The sequence below is a fragment of the Mucilaginibacter sp. genome, from assembly GCF_025362475.1.
In the GTDB taxonomy this organism is placed as follows: domain Bacteria; phylum Bacteroidota; class Bacteroidia; order Sphingobacteriales; family Sphingobacteriaceae; genus Mucilaginibacter.
The window spans coordinates 35713-53310 of record NZ_JANYGH010000019.1 but is presented as its reverse complement, the minus strand read 5'-3'; the positions used below and the strand labels follow the sequence as shown (position 1 = coordinate 53310).

Genomic DNA, 17598 nt, shown 5'->3' with positions numbered 1-17598 from the left:
GAATATTATCCCTCAATTTTAATATCGTATTTAGCCAGCAGGCCAGGCAAACCGTGGATAGAGAACATGGCTTTTTTGATCATATTATCATCCGGATCGATAGTGTAATTGTAGGAGCTGCGCAGATCGGCAGCTTTCAATACGGTGCGGCTAAAAAACGCCCGGTTAAGGTTGCAGTTGATGAATTTGACTTCGGTGAGGTCGGCTTCGGTGAGGTCTGTTTCGGTCATGGAGCAATCTTTAAAAAGAGCCTTTTTGTTCTTCTTTTTATAAAAGATGGCATTATCAAGAATGCAACCTTCAAAATTCACCTCAAACAAAAAATCGCGGGCCTTGCCAAAGTTCAATCCAACGAGTTTGCAGTGCTTAAATTGGATGTTCTGAAAACCGGTATCGCCTGCATCGGCAAGGGCCAGGTTGCAGCCGTCAAACACGCAATCAATAAAAATTACACCATTGAGGTTGGCATGGGAGAGATCGCAGGAAATGAATTTACAGTTTTCATAGGTGCGGTTACGGCCAGTGAGCTGTGTAGCCGGGGTTTTGGTAAAAGTTTCGTCCTCGATGTGTTGCATTTTGCAAATCTATAAGATCGGGGCATTTTATGGGCCGATCAAAAAAAAGATTTTATAAACCTTGCTCGTACCTCGGCTTTTGATGGTTTGATTTATAACATAAAGTGGTTTGCCTCAGCTTAATTTTTATGATTATATTTATAAAAGAAAATGCGCTCCATAATATTAAAGCGTTTAAAAACATTATTAAAATGCGGTTAAATAGTAAAATTGGACTAATTTGGATTGTTACCATCTGTATAGTCACGCTTTCTTTTAGTATAAAAGCTATGGCCCAACAAAAAAATCAAATGGTTAGATTGGCGAAAATTCAAGTTGATCCATCGCAGCTGGAACAATATAACACTGCGTTAAAAGAACAAATGGCTACGGCTGTACGTGTTGAGCCTGGTGTGCTAACGTATTACGCTGTTGCTGACAAAAGCAATCCCTCGCATATCACCATCCTTGAAATATATGCCGACACCGCCGCATACAAAATACATATAGAAACCCCTCATTTTAAGAAATACAAAGAGACAGTTCAATACATGGTTAAATCTTTAGAACTTATTGATGTAAATCTAATTAGTTCTGCAAAAAAACCGGGCATGTAATTGTATGCTCGTACCATCTTATGTCTCATGACCCATTACCAAGGGGGCATGGTCATCCTTGCCATCGGGCGGGTGCTTGGTTATTAAATATAGGGCTAATTATTACTATGGTATCCATTTGAAATGATTGCTGATAAATTCCTTTATATCGAAATAAATATCATTCCTGCGTAAATAAAAACAGCATGGGTCCAACCAAACGTAACTTTATTGCGTTAATTACATCGTAATAAAGATTAGTACTATAATTGTTTTATGAGTTTAGATGGATCAAACAAAAAGGCTGGAAAATATATCAACGTTATCCCTACGGATGAAGCCGGTTTTGGCAAGCTGATTCCTATTTTGAGGGAGTACATGGGCAACAAGGCCGAGAACTCGCCCAAGAATCAAATAGGGCCTTTTAAAACCGATGTGAACGTTTATAATACACGGCCTGCAAGCGGCCTGCGCATTACATGGGTAGGCCATTCCAGTATATTAATTGAAATTGATGGTAAACGGATCCTTACGGATCCTGTTTGGGGTGATAGGGCATCTTTCTCCAAATTCTTCGGGCCTAAGCGCTTTTTTAAACCGCCCATCGCGTTAAATGATCTGCCGCACTTGGATGCGGTTATTCTGTCACATGATCATTATGATCACCTGGATAAGGAAACTATAAAATTCTTTGCCGGCAGAACCATACCATTCTATTGCTCTGTAGGCGTAAGTACATACCTTGAACAATGGGGGATTGTTAAAAATTTTATAACTGAGATGGATTGGGGCGATAGCGTGATGATTGATAACGATATTGTAGTAACCTCGGTTCCGGCAAGGCATTTTTCGGGCAGGGGGGTGGTTAACCGCAATGAAACCCTATGGGCGAGTTTTGTAATAAAAGGGCCAAGGCATAATATCTACTTTGGTGCCGATTCTGGCTGGTCGCCAAGTTTTGCGGAGATTGGTGATGCCTTTGGTCCGTTTGATTTGACTATGCTTGAAGTTGGCGCCTACGGAAAATTCTGGCCGGATATTCACATGGGGCCAGATCATGCTTCAAACGCCCATATCGCCCTAAAAGGCAAACTGATGATGCCCATACATTACGGCACTTTTAACCTGGCGCCCCATGCCTGGTATGAACCGGCCGAACGACTGGAGAAGTTAGCCAAAGATAAAAACATCAAGCTTTTTGTACCTGAGCCTGGCAAACCTGCCGAGGTTAAGGGAGAGTACAATTCTGAGTGGTGGAAGAGGTTTATGTAGGCTCGCGCCAAAACCTCCTTAAAGCTATTAAGTTGAGGAGACAAGACCTCAGAGAGGTTTAAGCTTTGTAGAAAAATCAAATAGGATATTTTCCGCTCCAGAGGTGCGGCCCATTATGTAGCGTACCTCTGGCACGCTAATTATTATTTATGTTTTTCTACAAAGCTTTTGCTCCCCTGGAGCAGGTAAAAACCTTAACTTAACAGCATTACAACTTTCCCCTGAAAGGAGGACTAAAAAGTCTCCCCAACCGGGGGAGATTTAGAGGGGGCGTGTAACATTTCCTCTTTTTCTTATTCCAATAAAAAAAGCCCTTTAATATGCCCCAGTCCTATATTTTAGTTATTAATGGCAAACCCGAAGGCCCATTCAGCATGGATGAGCTCAAGGCTAAAAAAATAAAGCCGGGCGACTTTGTGAAAACTCCCGAAATGGATGATTATAAAGAAGCCCAGGAAATTGCCGAACTAAGGGAGCTTTTAGGCTTTGCCAAACCACCCTTGCTAATGCAATACTTTGGCAGTTTTGATCAGCGGTTGCTGGCTTCTTTTTTAGATTGGTTTATTGTTTTCGGCGTATTTGTGATCATTATTTTTGTGGTAGTGATTGTATTTATGCAGGATAAAGAGAACCGTATTGTAGTTAGCCTTAGCTTGCTGGCCTGTGTGCCCGTCGCCAAATTCATTTACCATGTTGTAATGGAAAGCTCGGCAAGCCAGGCCACTTTTGGCAAGCAGATGCTTAAAATAAAAGTAGTGGATATGCATGGCGATCGCATCAGCGCAGGCAAGGCCATAGCCCGTAACCTTTGCAAAATATTTTCGGTAATGACGTTTTTTATCGGTTACCTGTTAGCCTTTTTTAACAAGCAGCAGCAATGCCTGCATGATATGATGGCGGGTACGGTGGTAATTAAGGAACGGTTGTTTTGAGGGAGGTTGAAAATTTCCTATTTAAGCCTGAAAATAATCTCATAGCTCATTTGGGGAGAAACCGATTTTTAATATTCTGAAACGAAATATATTCGGCTTTTCCGCTATCTTCCTCATCGAGCATTCTATCCATCATTGTTTTATACTCATCGGTTAATTCGAGGTTTAAATGATGCTGATGCAACAAATCTTCATATTCGCTTATTGGAATAATGACTGCGGTTTTCTCGCCTTTATCGTTAGTAATGAATTGAGTTGTCATTAATCAAATTTAAAGAATTTTATTTAATCATTACAATTGTGTTTAATGATAAGGTGATAAAGTAAATGTTGAGCAGCTTGCTAAATAACTATTATCTCACCCTCACCAACCTATACTTCAACTTATCCAAAACCAATTCTGTGGAATCGGCATTTGGCCGGGTATCGTAAAGCTTTAAGGTATCAGCATCTATTTTAAAGGAGTACGATTTAGGATCTTTGCTGAATGAGTCGAATCCTATTTCGTCCAGGTTGTCCATCACATCAGAGTTAAGATCTATATTAATGTTGTAAGTTTTATAACCCAAAAAGCTACTTACTTTTCCATGAGGATCAAAATTGATTTTTGAAATTACGCCCAAACTATCGGTCATGGTATAATCGCCGGCAATAAGTCCTTTGTTGACGAGATAGTAAGTGCCTTCTCCCAATTCATTCGGTTTTTGAGATAGTGCTTTAATATATTGGGTGGCAATTGTTTTTTTACTTTTTTCATCTAGGCGGTAATAGGTTAAAATATTCGCGCCATTTACCGATGATAAACCTAATTCACCGGCTCCAAAAATGATTGAAGAAGGTTGTTTACCTGCTTTAAATTTGAGTGTCAATTCGCTGCCATCGTGATTCCCCCATCCGGCAAGCACTTTAAGACTATCTCCCTTTATGTCATCGGTATTAATAACAAAGGTTGTTAGATCTGATGCTTCATCTACGGCAGCTAACGGCGATTTTGTTTCTATAACCTTATCAATATAAGCCTTCTTTACCCACGTGCCTTGTATTTTCGACTTAATATTTTCGATATCTATTTTGGGGGCGACCTCAAGTGGAGTAGTTGTAGAATCTTTTGTTGATTGTTTGGTGCTACTTTTACAGGCAACAAGCAGCGCTAATACCAAAACAGGAAAAAGACTTTTTTTCATTGTGAATAGTGTAGGTAATTATGCCTCTAAAATATATATTTAAATCATATGATAACTTAACCGCCTATTAATTGATGATTTACATCCAAACAACTTAATCCCCAACATAATCATTAAATTTGCAGCTTATTAATTATCCGCTGCATGAATACTGATGCTGTTAAATTACTGCAAGGCCGTTATTGTAATTCGTTAACCGAATATTCGCGTTTTGTTACCCGCGAGGTGAACATTGGCGATGTGCCTATGGGGGGTAATAATCCCATCCGCATACAAAGCATGACTACTACCGATACTATGGATACCATGGGTACAGTGGAGCAATCTATCCGGATGGTTGATGCCGGTTGCGAGTATGTGCGCATTACCGCGCCCAGCATTAAGGAAGCCAAAAACCTGGCCGAAATTAAAAAGCAGCTTCGTGCCCGTGGATATAATGTACCCCTGGTTGCCGATATCCACTTTACCCCAAACGCTGCCGAAGTGGCCGCCCGTATTGTTGAAAAGGTACGTGTAAACCCCGGCAACTATGCCGATAAAAAGAAATTTGACCAGATAGATTATACTGACCTGGAATACCAGGGCGAACTGGACCGCATTTACCAGAAATTTGCGCCATTAGTAAACATCTGTAAAGAATATGGTACCGCTATGCGCATAGGTACCAACCACGGTTCGCTGAGCGACAGGATCATGAGCCGCTATGGCGATACCCCGCAAGGTATGGTTGAATCGGCTATGGAATTTATGCGGATGTGCGAGGCGCTGAACTACTATAACCTGGTGATCAGCATGAAATCGAGCAATCCGCAGGTAATGGTTCAGGCATACCGTTTACTGGTTGAAACCATGGTTGCCGAAGGTATGAACTACCCGCTGCACCTTGGCGTAACCGAAGCCGGCGACGGCGAGGATGGTCGCATCAAATCGGCAGTAGGCATAGGTACTTTGTTAGAAGATGGCCTTGGCGATACAGTTCGCGTTTCTTTAACCGAAGAGCCCGAAGCGGAAGCACCGGTGGCTATTGAATTAGTTCGCCGTTACACGGAAAGAAAGAATCAGGAGTCAAGAATCAAGAGTCAAGAAGAGCTTGCGGGATTGACCATGAACTATGGGCAAAGCACACCCGAGCCCAGCACCTCGCAACCCGCAACCCACAACCCTTACGAATACAAAAAGCGCCATACTTACGAGGCTAATGCTTTTATTGGCGGCCATATGGTACCCAGGGTAGTGATCGATCTATCGGAAAAGAACCTGAAGGCCCCATCTATTTTGGCTGATGCCGGATACCTGTATTCTCCATTGCTGGATAAATACAACATGGCCGAGCAGTCGGTTGATTTTGTTTACCTGGCCGATGAATTGCCATCGTTTAACCTACCCGGTAACTTAAAGCAGCTTTATAATTTTAATACCTGGCAAAAGCTGGCCGATAAAACCAACTGCCATCCGCTATTTACGCTAAAGGAATATATTGAGGCAACAGATCATACATCCACATTAAACCTGGTTAGGATTTTACCTGCCGATATTGATTCGGACGAGTTTGGCGCATTGCCTTTTGATAAGTCGCTGGTATTTGTACTGGAAACAAACGCGCTTAATGGTATGGCCGATCAGCGTGCATTTTTCTTTAAACTGGAAGAGCTGGGGCTGGATGTACCGGTGATAGTGAAAAGAAGCTATAAGTTTGAAAGCGACCATGGTCCATCGACTATGGATCATGGAGAAAACACAACGGACCTCACTACTAAACTACAACTGTACGCAGCTACCGATTTAGGTGCTTTGCTGGTTGATGGTTTTGGTGATGGCATCTGGATTGATGCGCCCGAACTTCCATCCAACATCATTACCTCTACCGCTTTTGGTATTTTGCAGGCTACCCGTTCGCGCATTTCCAAAACAGAATATATCAGCTGCCCAAGTTGTGGGCGTACTTTGTTTGATCTGATGATCACTACGCAGATGATCCGCAGCCGTACAAGTCACTTAAAGGGTTTGAAGATTGGTATTATGGGCTGTATCGTAAATGGTCCCGGCGAAATGGCCGATGCTGATTATGGTTACGTAGGCTCTGGTACGGATAAGATCACCCTTTACCGTGGTAAAGAAGCAGTGAAGAAAAACATTAGCGCGGCCAACGCGCTTGATGAGCTGATTGGTATCATTAAAGAAGATGGTAACTGGATAGAGCAGGAATAATTGGGCAAACCATAATTTATGAGCGACAAGATCACTGTTTCAACCATCCCCTTAACGCTTAAGCGGCACCTGGAATTGGTTAATAATAACAACACTGATTTTGGAATTGTTAATGATGGCTGGAACCAGGATGACTTTGCTATAGTAAGCAACGAGCCGGGTTTAACATACGGCTTACCTATTAAAACAGATTACTACTCGGTTATTTTGTGCCTTAGGGGCAGTTGTAAAAAAACAATCGGGCATTTTGTATTTGAGGTTTATCCAAATTCTATTCATTTGGTGTCGCCTGCATTTATCACTTCTTTTGAAGATGCTTCTGCCGATCTGCTTTTGTACCAGGTAATGTTTAAAAAGGAGTTCCTGCTCAATAATCTTCTTAAAGAAAACATTCTGAATAATCTGTTGGAGGTAAATCCTGAGTATCCGCCAATATATGGTCTGTCACAAAAAAGTTGTGCATCCTTAAAATCGCTTTACGAAAAAATGAGCGATGAGAGCCGGGAAAAAGGTGCTTTCCATTTGCAGATACTCAGGCTGCTACTCACAGATCTGCTGTATGAAATGAACCGTGCCTGCGAAAATTGTTTGCTGCACTCTACCCGCCACCTGAGTAAGCAGTATCAATTGGTTTATAAGTTTAGAAAATTAGTTGAAGATCAGTTTTTAACCCTTAAAACGGTACAGGAGTACGCGGATGCCTTATTCATATCTGCTAAATATTTAACCGAGATAGTAAAGGGAGAAACCGGACAAAATGCCCTGCATGTGATCCATAACCGTCTGTACCTGGAAGCACAATACCTGTTATCGTCATCGGGCCTGAGTATTAAGGAAATTGCCGAGCGATTAAACTTCGACAATAGCTCGCACTTCAGTCGTTTTTTCAAACGCTTTGCCGGTAATAACCCTTCGGAGTTTAAGCAACTTCAATAAAAATATTCCTGTTTTGAAGTTCAAAACCCCCGTTATGACTATTGCCTGACGGTAATAATATGCATTCGGAAAAATTGGTTGTTAAAACCGATTTATTGAGATTGATGGGCCTCCATATCGACCGTACCTTTGATGTATCAAATCAACACAAGGGACATGAAAAAGCAAAGCATCGAATTAATAAAAAGTAGGTTACTACAAATTTACTTCGAAACCTATCAAATTTTGACCATCATTTACAGGTAATTAATTTAAGGATTCGACTAAACGCAAATTATATATTTAAACAAATACTATGAAGTAATGGATTACTTTGGGGCAGGTTACAATCGCAAATGCATAGTTATTTTGCACCCATCGGAAACACCAGGATTTTGTTGACCCCAAGAAAATATTTATTCTTTCAGCGGTTAATTTAATACAAAAACTACCAGCCTTTGCAGGCTTCGCTATATATGGACATATGAAAAAAAGGCAGACTTACTACAAGTTTGCCTTTTTAGCTTTCCATACTTCGCTAAATAAAAACAACCGGTGCGCTGAAGGATGCTCTGCGGATAACACCATTTAACGAACCAGGTTTCCACTTTGGCGAAAGCTTAATAACCCGTACCGCTTCTTTATTCGCCTCGGGAGTAAGTCCTTTTATAACTTTAACATGGTTTAGTTTGCCGCTCTTTTCCACCACAAAATAAACGACTACTTTTTTTCCTGCTAATCCTTTTACCGGGTGCAGTTTTGATTTGATAAACTCAGCAAGTTTTCCCTGCCCTCCCGGAAACTCCGGTAATACTTCATTACGCGGCGCAGCAACCGCTGTGTTGGCCGTATCTTTTTTTGTTTGGACCAGCGCCCGCAGTTCCGACCCGCAAAAGGTGAAAATTACCCCAATTAGTACAAGTTTAAATTTCATGGTATGTAATATTTGTTTGATGATATCGATGTTGTTTGTAAATACCGAAACCCAATAACAACGAGATAGCAGCTTTGTTGTGCCGTATGTTAATAAAAGCATGATGCATTTTAATAGATAGGTTAATCCACACTATTAAACTCTGCAAACATATTACCGGCTTCGGCGAGGCTGCTAAGGTTTACATAATCACATACTTCGGCGTATTCGGCCCATAGCTGATGCACTACTTTGTTTTGGTGAGCCTGTTGTATAGCTTCGGCAGATAGCCACTCAAAGACTTCTACTATGGTGCCATCGGTAGCTTCCATAATTACCGCTTCGCGGTCAGTCACCAGCCCTTCTGCCTTTAGGCGGGGTACATGCGTTTTGGTCAATTCCTTTAGCGCTTCGCCTTTGCCGGGTTTGGGTTTGTAAGCTACTATTACTATGCGTCCCATGGGTTTGATTATTTGACGAAGCAATTTACAATTTTAAAAACTCTTATAGCAATAACGGGTTTGGTTTATAACAATAACCAAAACAACATGGCAAAGAAAGTTGCAGACCAACTGGTAGAGATGCTGGTAAATGCCGGTATTAAAAGAATATACGCGGTTACGGGCGACAGCCTGAACGAGGTAAATGATGCGGTAAGGCGCGAAGAAAGTATTCAATGGATTCACGTGAGGCACGAGGAAGCCGGGGCCTATGCCGCAGGTGCCGAGGCACAGCTGAACGGTCTTGCCTGTTGTGCTGGCAGCAGCGGGCCGGGTCATGTACATCTCGTTAATGGTTTGTATGATGCATATCGTTCAGGTGCGCCGGTTATTGCTATCGCCTCAACTATAGCCAGCTTTGAGTTTGGTACCGACTATTTCCAGGAAACCAATACCATTAAGCTATTTGAAGATTGCAGTTACTATAATCAGGTAGCTACTACGCCCCGGCAATTGCCGCGGATGCTGCAGGCTGCGATACAAAGCGCGATACATCAAAAGGGTGTTGCGGTAATTGGCTTGCCGGGAGATGTAACGAGCATGGATGCCGTTGAAATAGATTCTGCCACTCAAAACTTTAATCCTATCCCGGTTATCAGGCCAAATGATGCAGATCTGCAGCAACTGGCCGCAATGTTTAACCAGTTTCATAAGATCACTATATTTTGTGGTATTGGCGCGGCCGATGCCCATGACGAAGTAGTCGCGCTATCGCAAAAGCTGCAGGCAACGGTAGCTTACTCTTTTAGGGCTAAGATGGATATTCAGTATGACAACCCCAACGAAGTGGGCATGACCGGCTTATTGGGTCTGCCATCGGCCTATCATAGTATGCATGAGTCGGACCTGCTGATTCTTTTGGGTACCGATTTTCCATATACGCCATTTATGCCCGGCGATTGCAAAATTGTGCAGGTTGATACCAAACCAGAGCGTATTGGGCGCAGGGCCAAAGTTGATGTAGGTTTATGCGGAACCATAAAAGATACCCTTACGGCGCTGCTGCCATTGGTTAGCCAAAAAAAAGATGACAGCTTTCTTAAGGCGCAATTAAAAATTTACGCTGATGTAAAGGATAAAATGCAAACCTATGTTAGCGATAGCGGGGAAACCGACAAGATCCATCCCGAGTATGTGGCCAGCATATTGGATAAGTTTGCCACTGATAATGCGATTTTTACGGTGGATACAGGTATGTCATGTGTGTGGGGATCCCGCTATATTAACGCTACAGGTAAGCGCAAAATGATAGGTTCTTTTAATCATGGCTCTATGGCTAATGCCATGCCGCAGGCTATTGGCGCAGCCCTGGCACGCCCCGGTCAGCAGGTTATCGCGCTTTGTGGGGATGGAGGTTTATCAATGATGCTGGGCGACCTGGCAACTATCGTTCAATACAAATTACCTGTTAAGATCGTCGTTTTTAATAACCGCTCATTAGGAATGGTAAAATTGGAAATGGAAGTGGCCGGTTTGCCCGATTGGCAAACAGACATGTACAATCCCGATTTCGCACTGGTTGCCCAGGCCATGGGTATTAAAGGCATCAACGTTACAGAACCCAGCCAGGTAAAGCAGGCTATCAGCGATGCCCTGGCCTTTAACGGCCCCGCATTGCTCAACATATTCACAGATCCTAACGCGCTGGCCATGCCTCCCAAAATAGAACTTAAACAAGTAGCAGGCATGGCCGTATCAATGACCAAACTCATGCTCAACGGACATATGGACGAGGTGTTAGATACCGTTAAAGCTAATTATAAACACCTAAAGGATTTGTTGTAGGAGGGGGAAGGTTAAAAGAGGGCTGTCCTGCTGAGCTTGTCGAAGCATGTGGGCAAAGGCCTCTGCGCGCGCCCTTCGACAGGCTCAGGGTGACAGGCCCTTTTAAAATGTACTTACGTTTACAAACATGAAGATGAAATGATGATTTAAAAAGAGGACAGGCCTTTTTAGAATGTGCTTACGTTTACAAACACTATATGAGGAGTTTTAAAATTTCGATATATATTGAAGAATAAAATGATAATAAAAAAAAGGGCTGTCCTGCTGAGCTTGTCGAAGCATGTAGGCTAAGGCCTCTACGCGCGCCCTTCGACAGGCTCAGGGTGACAGGCTTTTTACGCTATACAATAATTCGTCAAAACATGTGCGCAAAGACCTCCACGCACGCCCTTCAAAGTCAGGGTTACAGGCCTTTTGCCTTTGATAATTCCGGTAATAAATCCCAGTTCCCGTTTATAATGGCCTCTTTTTTTGCTCGCCGCCAACCTTTAACTTGTTTTTCAAATGCAATTGCGTGATTAACATCGTTAAATACTTCATTAAAGACCAGCTTTACAGGTCTCCGCTTAAAAGTATAGCAGTCTTTATTTTCTCCCGATTGATGTTCGATAAGCCTTCTCTCCATATTATTGGTAATGCCCGTATAATATGAGCCATCGCTGCAAAGCAAAATATAGACATGATAATGGTTCATATGATAATGATCTAAATAACAGCCGATGTTAAGCATGTAGTCAAAAGCCTCTGCGCGCATCCTTCGACAGGCTCAGGATGACAGGCCTCTTTTTTATTTACTTCTGGTTTTCCTAAAACAGCCCAAACTTATCCCTCATCCTATGTCCTTCTTCAAGAACATAAACCATGGGTACTTCGTGGCCAAGGTCTTTAAAAACCATGATGTCGCGGTATTTTTTGTTGATGAGGTTGTAGAAGGCGTACTCGTTGTTGGGAGGCGCCAGGTGATCAAGCAGGCCGATGCCTAAAAGGATCGGGGTTTGTATATTCTGGGCAAAGTTCTTGATATCGAAGTAATCCAGGTTGTCCAGGATCTTATCAAATTTATATCCCTTTTCGCCGGCGTACTTCCGCAGGTCGTACATGGGCCAGTCGTCCTGGTCGGTAAGGTTACGGATATCGCTGAGGATAGGGTTTTGTGAGGAGATGAGTTGGGCGCGGCTATCCAAGCCGGCTACGGCCGCCGCCAGGAAACCACCCATACTGCCACCTGATACTTCAACGCGTTTGGGATCAAGCTCCGGGCGCGAGTTGATGAAATCAATCGCACGGATACAATCCATAATGGCGCCGCGAAGCACATATTTATTTTTGTCCTCTACGTTAAGACTGATAAATTCCAGTCTTTTAGGGTGTATCACGTCGCGGCTGTTGCCTTGCCCGCGTACGTTAAGGGCAAGTATGGCAATGTCATCATCCTGACCCAGCATGGGCTTTAAATCAACTTGGTAACCGGGCAAAGCTAAAAACGTGGTGAACCTTTTATTTTTAACCGTTGTTTTAGGGATAGTAAGCCAACCGCGAACAGTAATATTATCCAATGATTTCATCTCGATGAGGTATACCTTGCGGTTCTCTGTCGATTGATCGGTCTTTTCGATCATTTTAAAATCGGGCTTAACCGCTGCTAATTCGGCTTTAGTGCTTTGCCAAAAGCTGTCAAAATCAGCCGGGCGACCGTGCTCCGATTGGATCTCATCTGGCCGGATGCCAAAAACGCGGCGGGTAGTATCGTCATAATCAGATACGTTCACCATGAAATTTATTTTATAAAATCCTGGTTTTTGAGCTGGTATTGTAAAATCATAACCCGCGCTGCTGTGCTTTGATAATTTTACCTGCCTTGTTTCTTTGGCCACAGTAACGCCGGCAGGGGTGGTAGCAATATATGATACCGTGCCAGTTTGCGGGGCATCCGTTGCATTTTTTACGTTAAATGTATAGCTGGCCCGGTTGCTGAAAATGGCATCTTTACTGCCTGCAATAAGCGTGGTTGAAACTTCGTCATCAATCTTGTGAACGGGAGTTTTGCCGTTGGCCCGGTTGATAATTAAAAGGCAGGTTAAGCCAAGTACAGCAATGTAAGGTTTTAGGCTGGTCATGATATTTTATTGTGATAGGTAATCAATACCAGCTTACCTGGTATCAATACGGTAGTTTAGTGATACGGAGGCACTGCTGCCCGCGCCAGTATTACGGCCGGTGATAAAAGTACCTCCGGTTAAAAATAGCGATAAGCTTTTACTGAATGCATGCCCGTAACTTAACGATACCTGGTTAAAGGCAAAGTTTTTACTGTTATTGGGGTTTGTTAAATCAAACTGCTTGTTTTGGCTGGTTGCATAAAAACCACCAACACTAACTGATACCTGCTCATGAAAGTTTTTATCCAGTGTTAAACCGTAGGTTGCATTATATCTATCCTGAAAAACAGATTCGGTTCCAAAATATTCACGTACGCCGTTTTCTAAAACAAAATAACTTTGCTTGCCAAATAAATGCCCGCTGCCTGCAAAGGCCAGCTTAAGTTCGGCACCGGCTTGTTGATAGCCAAGCTTTGTATTGGTGTATGCCGGTATAATACCCGATGCTTTTATGCTGAAATAGTATTTGTAATTAATATTGGCCAGGTAGTATTTTACACCAATTTCTATATCCTGGAACCCCGAACTTTTAAAGCTGCCATTGGTATTGGTCCTAAAATCGTTCATAATAAAGGGCACCAATGCCGAAAGCGTAAACTTACGGCTCAAGCCATATTCTGAGTATAGTGAATAGCTGAATGATTGGAAACGACCTCCATCATCAAAAGCTTTTTTATGGCTTACGCTATCCCATTGCTTGTTGGCAAAAAAGTAACTTACCGATGGTGATAAAGAGAACCTGCCCGGTCTAACGGGGAAGCCATCGGCAAAACTGTTGTTATGCGTTAACGTTAGCAGTATAACAGCGGCAAACAGGTATTTGGATAAGGTTTTATTAATGGTCATAGTTTTATTCATAGGTGTAGGTTAAAATAAGCCAAAGGTGTCGCGCATCCAGCTGCCTTCATAATCTTTATATTTCTGACTCACCTCGTGCCCCAGGTCTTTATAAACCATCACTTTTTTATCGGTATTTAAAGAGTTATAAACAGCGTAACCATTGCTGGGCGGTACATATGGATCAAGCAGGCCTAAACCCAGCAGTGTAGGGCATTTAACATCTGTAGCAAAGTTTTTGGTATCGTAATATTCCATGTTGTGTAAAACCTGGTCGAATGTTACATCGGGCTTTCCGGCAACATATTTTCTGATATCATTCATGGGCCATTCAGTTGTGCCCACCAGGTTGTGAACATCGCTTAAAATGGGGTTTTGTGCCGAGCAAATAGTTATCCTGTTATCTAAACCTGCAAGCGCTATGGCCAAATATCCGCCCATACTACCACCTGTAGCCAGGATTTGGTCATGCCGTAGCTCGGGGCGCGAGTAAATAAAATCAACGGCACGTACGCAATCCATAATTACGCCACGCATCACATATTTGTTTTTATCCTCAATGTTGTAGGAGATAAAGGCATCGCGTTCGGTATGGATCACATCGCGGCTGTTACCCTGGCCGCGGGTATTGAGGGTGATGATAGCCAGGTCATCATCTTTACCAACAATGGGCTTAAGCACCACCTGGTAACCCGGCAAACCCAATAGTACCGAAAATTTTTTGCTTTTGTTGCTTGTTTTAGGCAAGGTCATCCATCCGCGGATGGTGAGGTTGTCTAATGATTTCATCTCGATAAGGAAAACCCGGCGGTTATCGGTGTTTTGCGATGGCTGTTCGGTTACTTTAAACTGAGGTTTTACCTTGGCCAGTTCGGCCTTGGCCGTTTTCCAAAAGCTGTCAAAATCTGCTGGTTTTGGGTAAGCCGACTTAATATCATCGGCCCTGATACCAAAAGCGCGGCGGGTAGTATCATCATAATCAGATACGTTGATCATCATATTCAGTTTGTAAAACCCGGTTTTTAATGTTGGTATCTCAAAATTGTAGCGCTCATCGCTATTCTTGCCAATTTTTACCGTTTTATTCAGGGCTTTAACTTTTACGCCTTTTTCGTCGGTAAGCACGTATGATATGGTGCCCGTCTGCTCGGTATCATAAGTGTTTTTAACATCAAAAGTAAATGATGCGGTTGAACTAAAAATGCCTTCTTTATTATTGATGTTTAATACGGTTGATACAGTTCCCTCATCTTCTTTAACTACTGCCGGGGTTTTTCCCTTCGGAGAATCATGCTGAGCAAAAGCATGCTGAAAGGTGGTTATTGCCAAAGCAACGAGTATGTATTTTTTTAAATTGATCGCCATAAATAATGATTATGCACTGATCTTTGCCGACTCATTTTCGGGATTATACCGCTTATTCCTGATCAGGAAATCTGATCTGCGAATATAATGGTTGAGCGGTTCCTCAATAAGTTTAAACAAAGTGATTGATATTACATTTAAAACGAGAAAAGCGTAAAGAAGGTTTAAACTATCGTACTCAAAGGGTGAGTGCCAGTTAAGTCCCCACTTATCATAAAGCTCAAATGTGTAATCATTTAGCCAGTTAAAACTATAATGCAAAAAGTTATACATGTAACCCAGGTGTACCAGGTAAAATATGTATGAGCTTTTGCCCAGTAACTCCACAAACGGGTTGGCCAGTATTTTTTTAAGCACCGTGGTTTCGGTAAGTATGCCGTAAAAGAACAGCGCAATTGATAAAGCCAGCAAGTAATTATTGGTGATGATACCAAAAGGGTTATGTAAACCTGCTTCCTGCCCGGCAGGGATGGGTAGGGTAGACATGATCCAAACGCAGAAGAAGATCATAAAAAAACCCAGGTAGGTAAATTTCTTCTTGCTGCTCCCGTCCAGTTTTTGCTTGCGCACAATGAGCGCCAGCTGTATCCCGGCAAAAAACTCAAAACACCGGCCCAAAAAGGTGTAAAGCATCATAAATGTAAAGTTGCCGAAAAAGCCATACCAGTTTACATGACTGCATATCAATACCAGTACCGCACCTAAAGCGGTAACCGCGATGGGTTGGATATAAAACTTTTTGTATTTGGTGGCTACCAGGAAAATAAACGGTGCCGAAAAGTAAAAACATTCCTCTACTGTGAGCGACCAGCCCTGTGCAATTCCCGTAAATTTAAACTGATCAAAAAAGCCCCGCAAAAAAACGATGTTCATCAAAAACATCACAATAGGGTTGTGCCCGGCGGTAACTATTTGGTTATTGGTAAAGTAATAGGCGACAAAAGCCCCAATGGTTAAAATAGCGTACATGGGGTAAATACGGGCCACCCGGTTTTTTAGGTATTGCTTAAACCAGTTTTTAGTAAGTTTGAAACTATCGAAATAACGGAAAGCGATTAAAAAGCCCGAAAGCACAAAGAAAATAGTAACCCCGATGTGGAACTCATTAAAAAAGCGTTGCACAGAGTGAGGAAATTTTTCATCAAAAACGTAAGCAAAGTGCGATATGAACACCAGGTAGGCAGCCATTGCACGTACGCCAGTTAAGGCCGGAATATAATTTTGTTGCGCTCTTTGTGACAAAACAATTATAAATTAGAAAATTCAATCAGTTTTTTCAACCATAAGTTAACAAAACTAATACCAAAGGTTACAATGCCCTTAAACGTACTAAGCGGGGAATAAGTTTGTCAAATGACTTTGGTTAACTACTTGAAATTTCATTATTTTGCCGCATACCAAACTTTATGCGCCAAACTTTACTCTCGCTGTTTTTCATTATTTTATTTAATAACCTGCAGGCGCAGGAAATCATTGAACAATTTCTGGGGATAGACCAGTTTCCTGATAAATTTATAATAGCAAACAAAATTGTACGCAGGGAAAGTTACGAGTATAGGCTGAACCGCAAAGGCATCGCCGACTCAACCTATATAGGCGCAGTAAATTTTAACTATAACAAAGAAGGCCAATTAACAGATCAGGTGCATTTTGACAACGAGAATTTTTTAGATAAGAAAAATGTGTACACCTATTATGATTTCGGCTTGATAAATAAAAAAGTAGAATATTTTTACTCGAAGAATAAGTTTTATCGCAAAGGCTTTAACCTTATTCATGAATATACCTATGATACGGTAGGAAGGTTAGAAAACCACGTAAACTACAACACAGACACCTTATTTGTTAACAAAGAGAAAAGAGAATACGACGCCATAGGAAGATTATATCGTATCACTAAAACAACCGGTAATCAGCTTCCTTATGTTGCCAATATGGCAAGGTATAATGATGAAAACAAGCTGGAAACTATAGATTATTTTTATAAAAAGGATACTCCCGACTACAGCTTTAACATGCAGACAGACAGTACAGCCAATGGCGATAAAATCATCAATATCAGCAAATTAAAACCGAGGCAGGAGGAAGAATATTGGTGCACCTATAAATTCAACTGGTACAATCAATGTGTTGAAATCATTGGATTTGAAACGGTTGGATTTCAGAAAACTCAATACACAGACAAATTAATTTATAATACTGACGGCACCCTGTACACTTCTATTTTTTATGTCAATAAAAAAATGGAGAAAATGTATAGATACTACTACCATAAGTAATTGTTATCCGTGGTATTTACAACTAAGCTTTCAGCTTAATTTGCAAATGCTTAACTCAAGTATAATCAATGAAAGCTTAAATTAGGTTGGCCACGAGTT

Annotated in this window: 17 protein-coding genes; 7 read left to right on the top strand and 10 right to left on the bottom strand. The window is 41.9% G+C overall.

The genetic code is table 11. From position 1 onward, the window contains the following. Positions 1-5: 5 nt before the first annotated feature. Positions 6-575, bottom strand: coding sequence for a pentapeptide repeat-containing protein (locus tag Q0R88_RS07455; protein WP_295714472.1), 570 nt, complete (start codon positions 573-575; stop codon positions 6-8). A gap of 128 nt (positions 576-703) precedes the next feature. Here Q0R88_RS07455 and Q0R88_RS07450 point away from each other — a divergent pair, with 128 nt between their 5' ends. The 3 genes from Q0R88_RS07450 (at position 704) to Q0R88_RS07440 (ending at position 3354) form a co-directional block, all read left to right on the top strand. After that, on the top strand, positions 704-1171 hold the full coding sequence (locus Q0R88_RS07450) for a putative quinol monooxygenase (RefSeq protein ID WP_295714469.1): 468 nt from the start codon (positions 704-706) through the stop codon (positions 1169-1171). 255 nt (positions 1172-1426) lie between these two features. Then, on the top strand, positions 1427-2422 hold the full coding sequence (locus Q0R88_RS07445; RefSeq protein WP_295714466.1) for an MBL fold metallo-hydrolase: 996 nt from the start codon (positions 1427-1429) through the stop codon (positions 2420-2422). Between the two features lie 320 nt (positions 2423-2742). Beyond that, on the top strand, positions 2743-3354 hold the full coding sequence (locus Q0R88_RS07440; RefSeq protein WP_295714463.1) for an RDD family protein: 612 nt from the start codon (positions 2743-2745) through the stop codon (positions 3352-3354). A 46-nt stretch (positions 3355-3400) separates the two neighbouring features. Here the strand turns inward: Q0R88_RS07440 and Q0R88_RS07435 are convergent, their stop codons facing one another. Together Q0R88_RS07435 and Q0R88_RS07430 are read right to left on the bottom strand one after the other, a co-directional pair. Continuing rightward, complete coding sequence (locus Q0R88_RS07435) at positions 3401-3616, bottom strand: hypothetical protein (RefSeq protein ID WP_295714459.1); 216 nt, start codon at positions 3614-3616, stop codon at positions 3401-3403. Between the two features lie 91 nt (positions 3617-3707). Continuing rightward, positions 3708-4538: a hypothetical protein gene (locus Q0R88_RS07430; RefSeq protein ID WP_295714456.1), complete on the bottom strand. Its 831-nt coding sequence runs from the start codon at positions 4536-4538 to the stop codon at positions 3708-3710. A gap of 144 nt (positions 4539-4682) precedes the next feature. Between Q0R88_RS07430 and ispG the strand changes: the two genes are divergently transcribed. Next, positions 4683-6746 (top strand): (E)-4-hydroxy-3-methylbut-2-enyl-diphosphate synthase, encoded by a 2064-nt coding sequence (gene ispG, locus Q0R88_RS07425; protein ID WP_295714453.1) that lies wholly within the window; start codon positions 4683-4685, stop codon positions 6744-6746. Between the two features lie 18 nt (positions 6747-6764). Further along, positions 6765-7682, top strand: a complete 918-nt coding sequence (locus Q0R88_RS07420) for a helix-turn-helix domain-containing protein (RefSeq protein WP_295714450.1) — start codon at positions 6765-6767, stop codon at positions 7680-7682. A gap of 517 nt (positions 7683-8199) precedes the next feature. Here the strand turns inward: Q0R88_RS07420 and Q0R88_RS07415 are convergent. Together Q0R88_RS07415 and Q0R88_RS07410 are read right to left on the bottom strand one after the other, a co-directional pair. Then, on the bottom strand, positions 8200-8595 hold the full coding sequence (locus tag Q0R88_RS07415; RefSeq protein WP_295714445.1) for an energy transducer TonB: 396 nt from the start codon (positions 8593-8595) through the stop codon (positions 8200-8202). 122 nt (positions 8596-8717) lie between these two features. Next, entirely contained in the window at positions 8718-9035 is a 318-nt protein-coding gene (locus Q0R88_RS07410) for a hypothetical protein (RefSeq protein ID WP_295714443.1), read from the bottom strand. An 87-nt stretch (positions 9036-9122) separates the two neighbouring features. Between Q0R88_RS07410 and Q0R88_RS07405 the strand changes: the two genes are divergently transcribed. After that, positions 9123-10859: a thiamine pyrophosphate-dependent enzyme gene (locus Q0R88_RS07405; protein ID WP_295714440.1), complete on the top strand. Its 1737-nt coding sequence runs from the start codon at positions 9123-9125 to the stop codon at positions 10857-10859. 403 nt (positions 10860-11262) lie between these two features. Here the strand turns inward: Q0R88_RS07405 and Q0R88_RS07400 are convergent, their stop codons facing one another. The 5 genes from Q0R88_RS07400 to Q0R88_RS07380 form a co-directional block, all read right to left on the bottom strand. Further along, the gene (locus Q0R88_RS07400; RefSeq protein WP_295714437.1) at positions 11263-11553 is read right to left on the bottom strand and encodes a GIY-YIG nuclease family protein; all 291 of its coding nucleotides are present in this window, start codon (positions 11551-11553) and stop codon (positions 11263-11265) included. A 112-nt stretch (positions 11554-11665) separates the two neighbouring features. Further along, positions 11666-12976: an acetylxylan esterase gene (locus tag Q0R88_RS07395; protein ID WP_295714435.1), complete on the bottom strand. Its 1311-nt coding sequence runs from the start codon at positions 12974-12976 to the stop codon at positions 11666-11668. A gap of 33 nt (positions 12977-13009) precedes the next feature. Further along, positions 13010-13876 carry a hypothetical protein gene (locus tag Q0R88_RS07390; RefSeq protein WP_295714433.1) on the bottom strand — a complete coding sequence of 289 codons (867 nt, stop codon included), beginning with the start codon at positions 13874-13876 and terminating at the stop codon, positions 13010-13012. Positions 13877-13885: 9 nt separating this feature from the next. After that, positions 13886-15220 (bottom strand): acetylxylan esterase, encoded by a 1335-nt coding sequence (locus tag Q0R88_RS07385; protein WP_295714431.1) that lies wholly within the window; start codon positions 15218-15220, stop codon positions 13886-13888. Between the two features lie 9 nt (positions 15221-15229). After that, positions 15230-16462: an acyltransferase gene (locus tag Q0R88_RS07380; protein WP_295714429.1), complete on the bottom strand. Its 1233-nt coding sequence runs from the start codon at positions 16460-16462 to the stop codon at positions 15230-15232. A 164-nt stretch (positions 16463-16626) separates the two neighbouring features. Here Q0R88_RS07380 and Q0R88_RS07375 point away from each other — a divergent pair, with 164 nt between their 5' ends. Then, a complete protein-coding gene (locus tag Q0R88_RS07375) occupies positions 16627-17499 on the top strand; it encodes a hypothetical protein (protein WP_295714427.1) in 873 nt (290 codons plus the stop codon). Positions 17500-17598 lie beyond the last annotated feature (99 nt).

Bases quoted from the DNA above. Each gene is read 5' to 3' on its own strand.
- Q0R88_RS07455 (WP_295714472.1), bottom strand. From the start codon at position 575: ATGCAACACATCGAGGACGAAACTTTTACCAAAACCCCGGCTACACAG.
- Q0R88_RS07450 (WP_295714469.1), top strand. From the start codon at position 704: ATGATTATATTTATAAAAGAAAATGCGCTCCATAATATTAAAGCGTTT.
- Q0R88_RS07445 (WP_295714466.1), top strand. From the start codon at position 1,427: ATGAGTTTAGATGGATCAAACAAAAAGGCTGGAAAATATATCAACGTT.
- Q0R88_RS07440 (WP_295714463.1), top strand. From the start codon at position 2,743: ATGCCCCAGTCCTATATTTTAGTTATTAATGGCAAACCCGAAGGCCCA.
- Q0R88_RS07435 (WP_295714459.1), bottom strand. From the start codon at position 3,616: ATGACAACTCAATTCATTACTAACGATAAAGGCGAGAAAACCGCAGTC.
- Q0R88_RS07430 (WP_295714456.1), bottom strand. From the start codon at position 4,538: ATGAAAAAAAGTCTTTTTCCTGTTTTGGTATTAGCGCTGCTTGTTGCC.
- ispG (WP_295714453.1), top strand. From the start codon at position 4,683: ATGAATACTGATGCTGTTAAATTACTGCAAGGCCGTTATTGTAATTCG.
- Q0R88_RS07420 (WP_295714450.1), top strand. From the start codon at position 6,765: ATGAGCGACAAGATCACTGTTTCAACCATCCCCTTAACGCTTAAGCGG.
- Q0R88_RS07415 (WP_295714445.1), bottom strand. From the start codon at position 8,595: ATGAAATTTAAACTTGTACTAATTGGGGTAATTTTCACCTTTTGCGGG.
- Q0R88_RS07410 (WP_295714443.1), bottom strand. From the start codon at position 9,035: ATGGGACGCATAGTAATAGTAGCTTACAAACCCAAACCCGGCAAAGGC.
- Q0R88_RS07405 (WP_295714440.1), top strand. From the start codon at position 9,123: ATGGCAAAGAAAGTTGCAGACCAACTGGTAGAGATGCTGGTAAATGCC.
- Q0R88_RS07400 (WP_295714437.1), bottom strand. From the start codon at position 11,553: ATGAACCATTATCATGTCTATATTTTGCTTTGCAGCGATGGCTCATAT.
- Q0R88_RS07395 (WP_295714435.1), bottom strand. From the start codon at position 12,976: ATGACCAGCCTAAAACCTTACATTGCTGTACTTGGCTTAACCTGCCTT.
- Q0R88_RS07390 (WP_295714433.1), bottom strand. From the start codon at position 13,876: ATGAATAAAACTATGACCATTAATAAAACCTTATCCAAATACCTGTTT.
- Q0R88_RS07385 (WP_295714431.1), bottom strand. From the start codon at position 15,220: ATGGCGATCAATTTAAAAAAATACATACTCGTTGCTTTGGCAATAACC.
- Q0R88_RS07375 (WP_295714427.1), top strand. From the start codon at position 16,627: ATGCGCCAAACTTTACTCTCGCTGTTTTTCATTATTTTATTTAATAAC.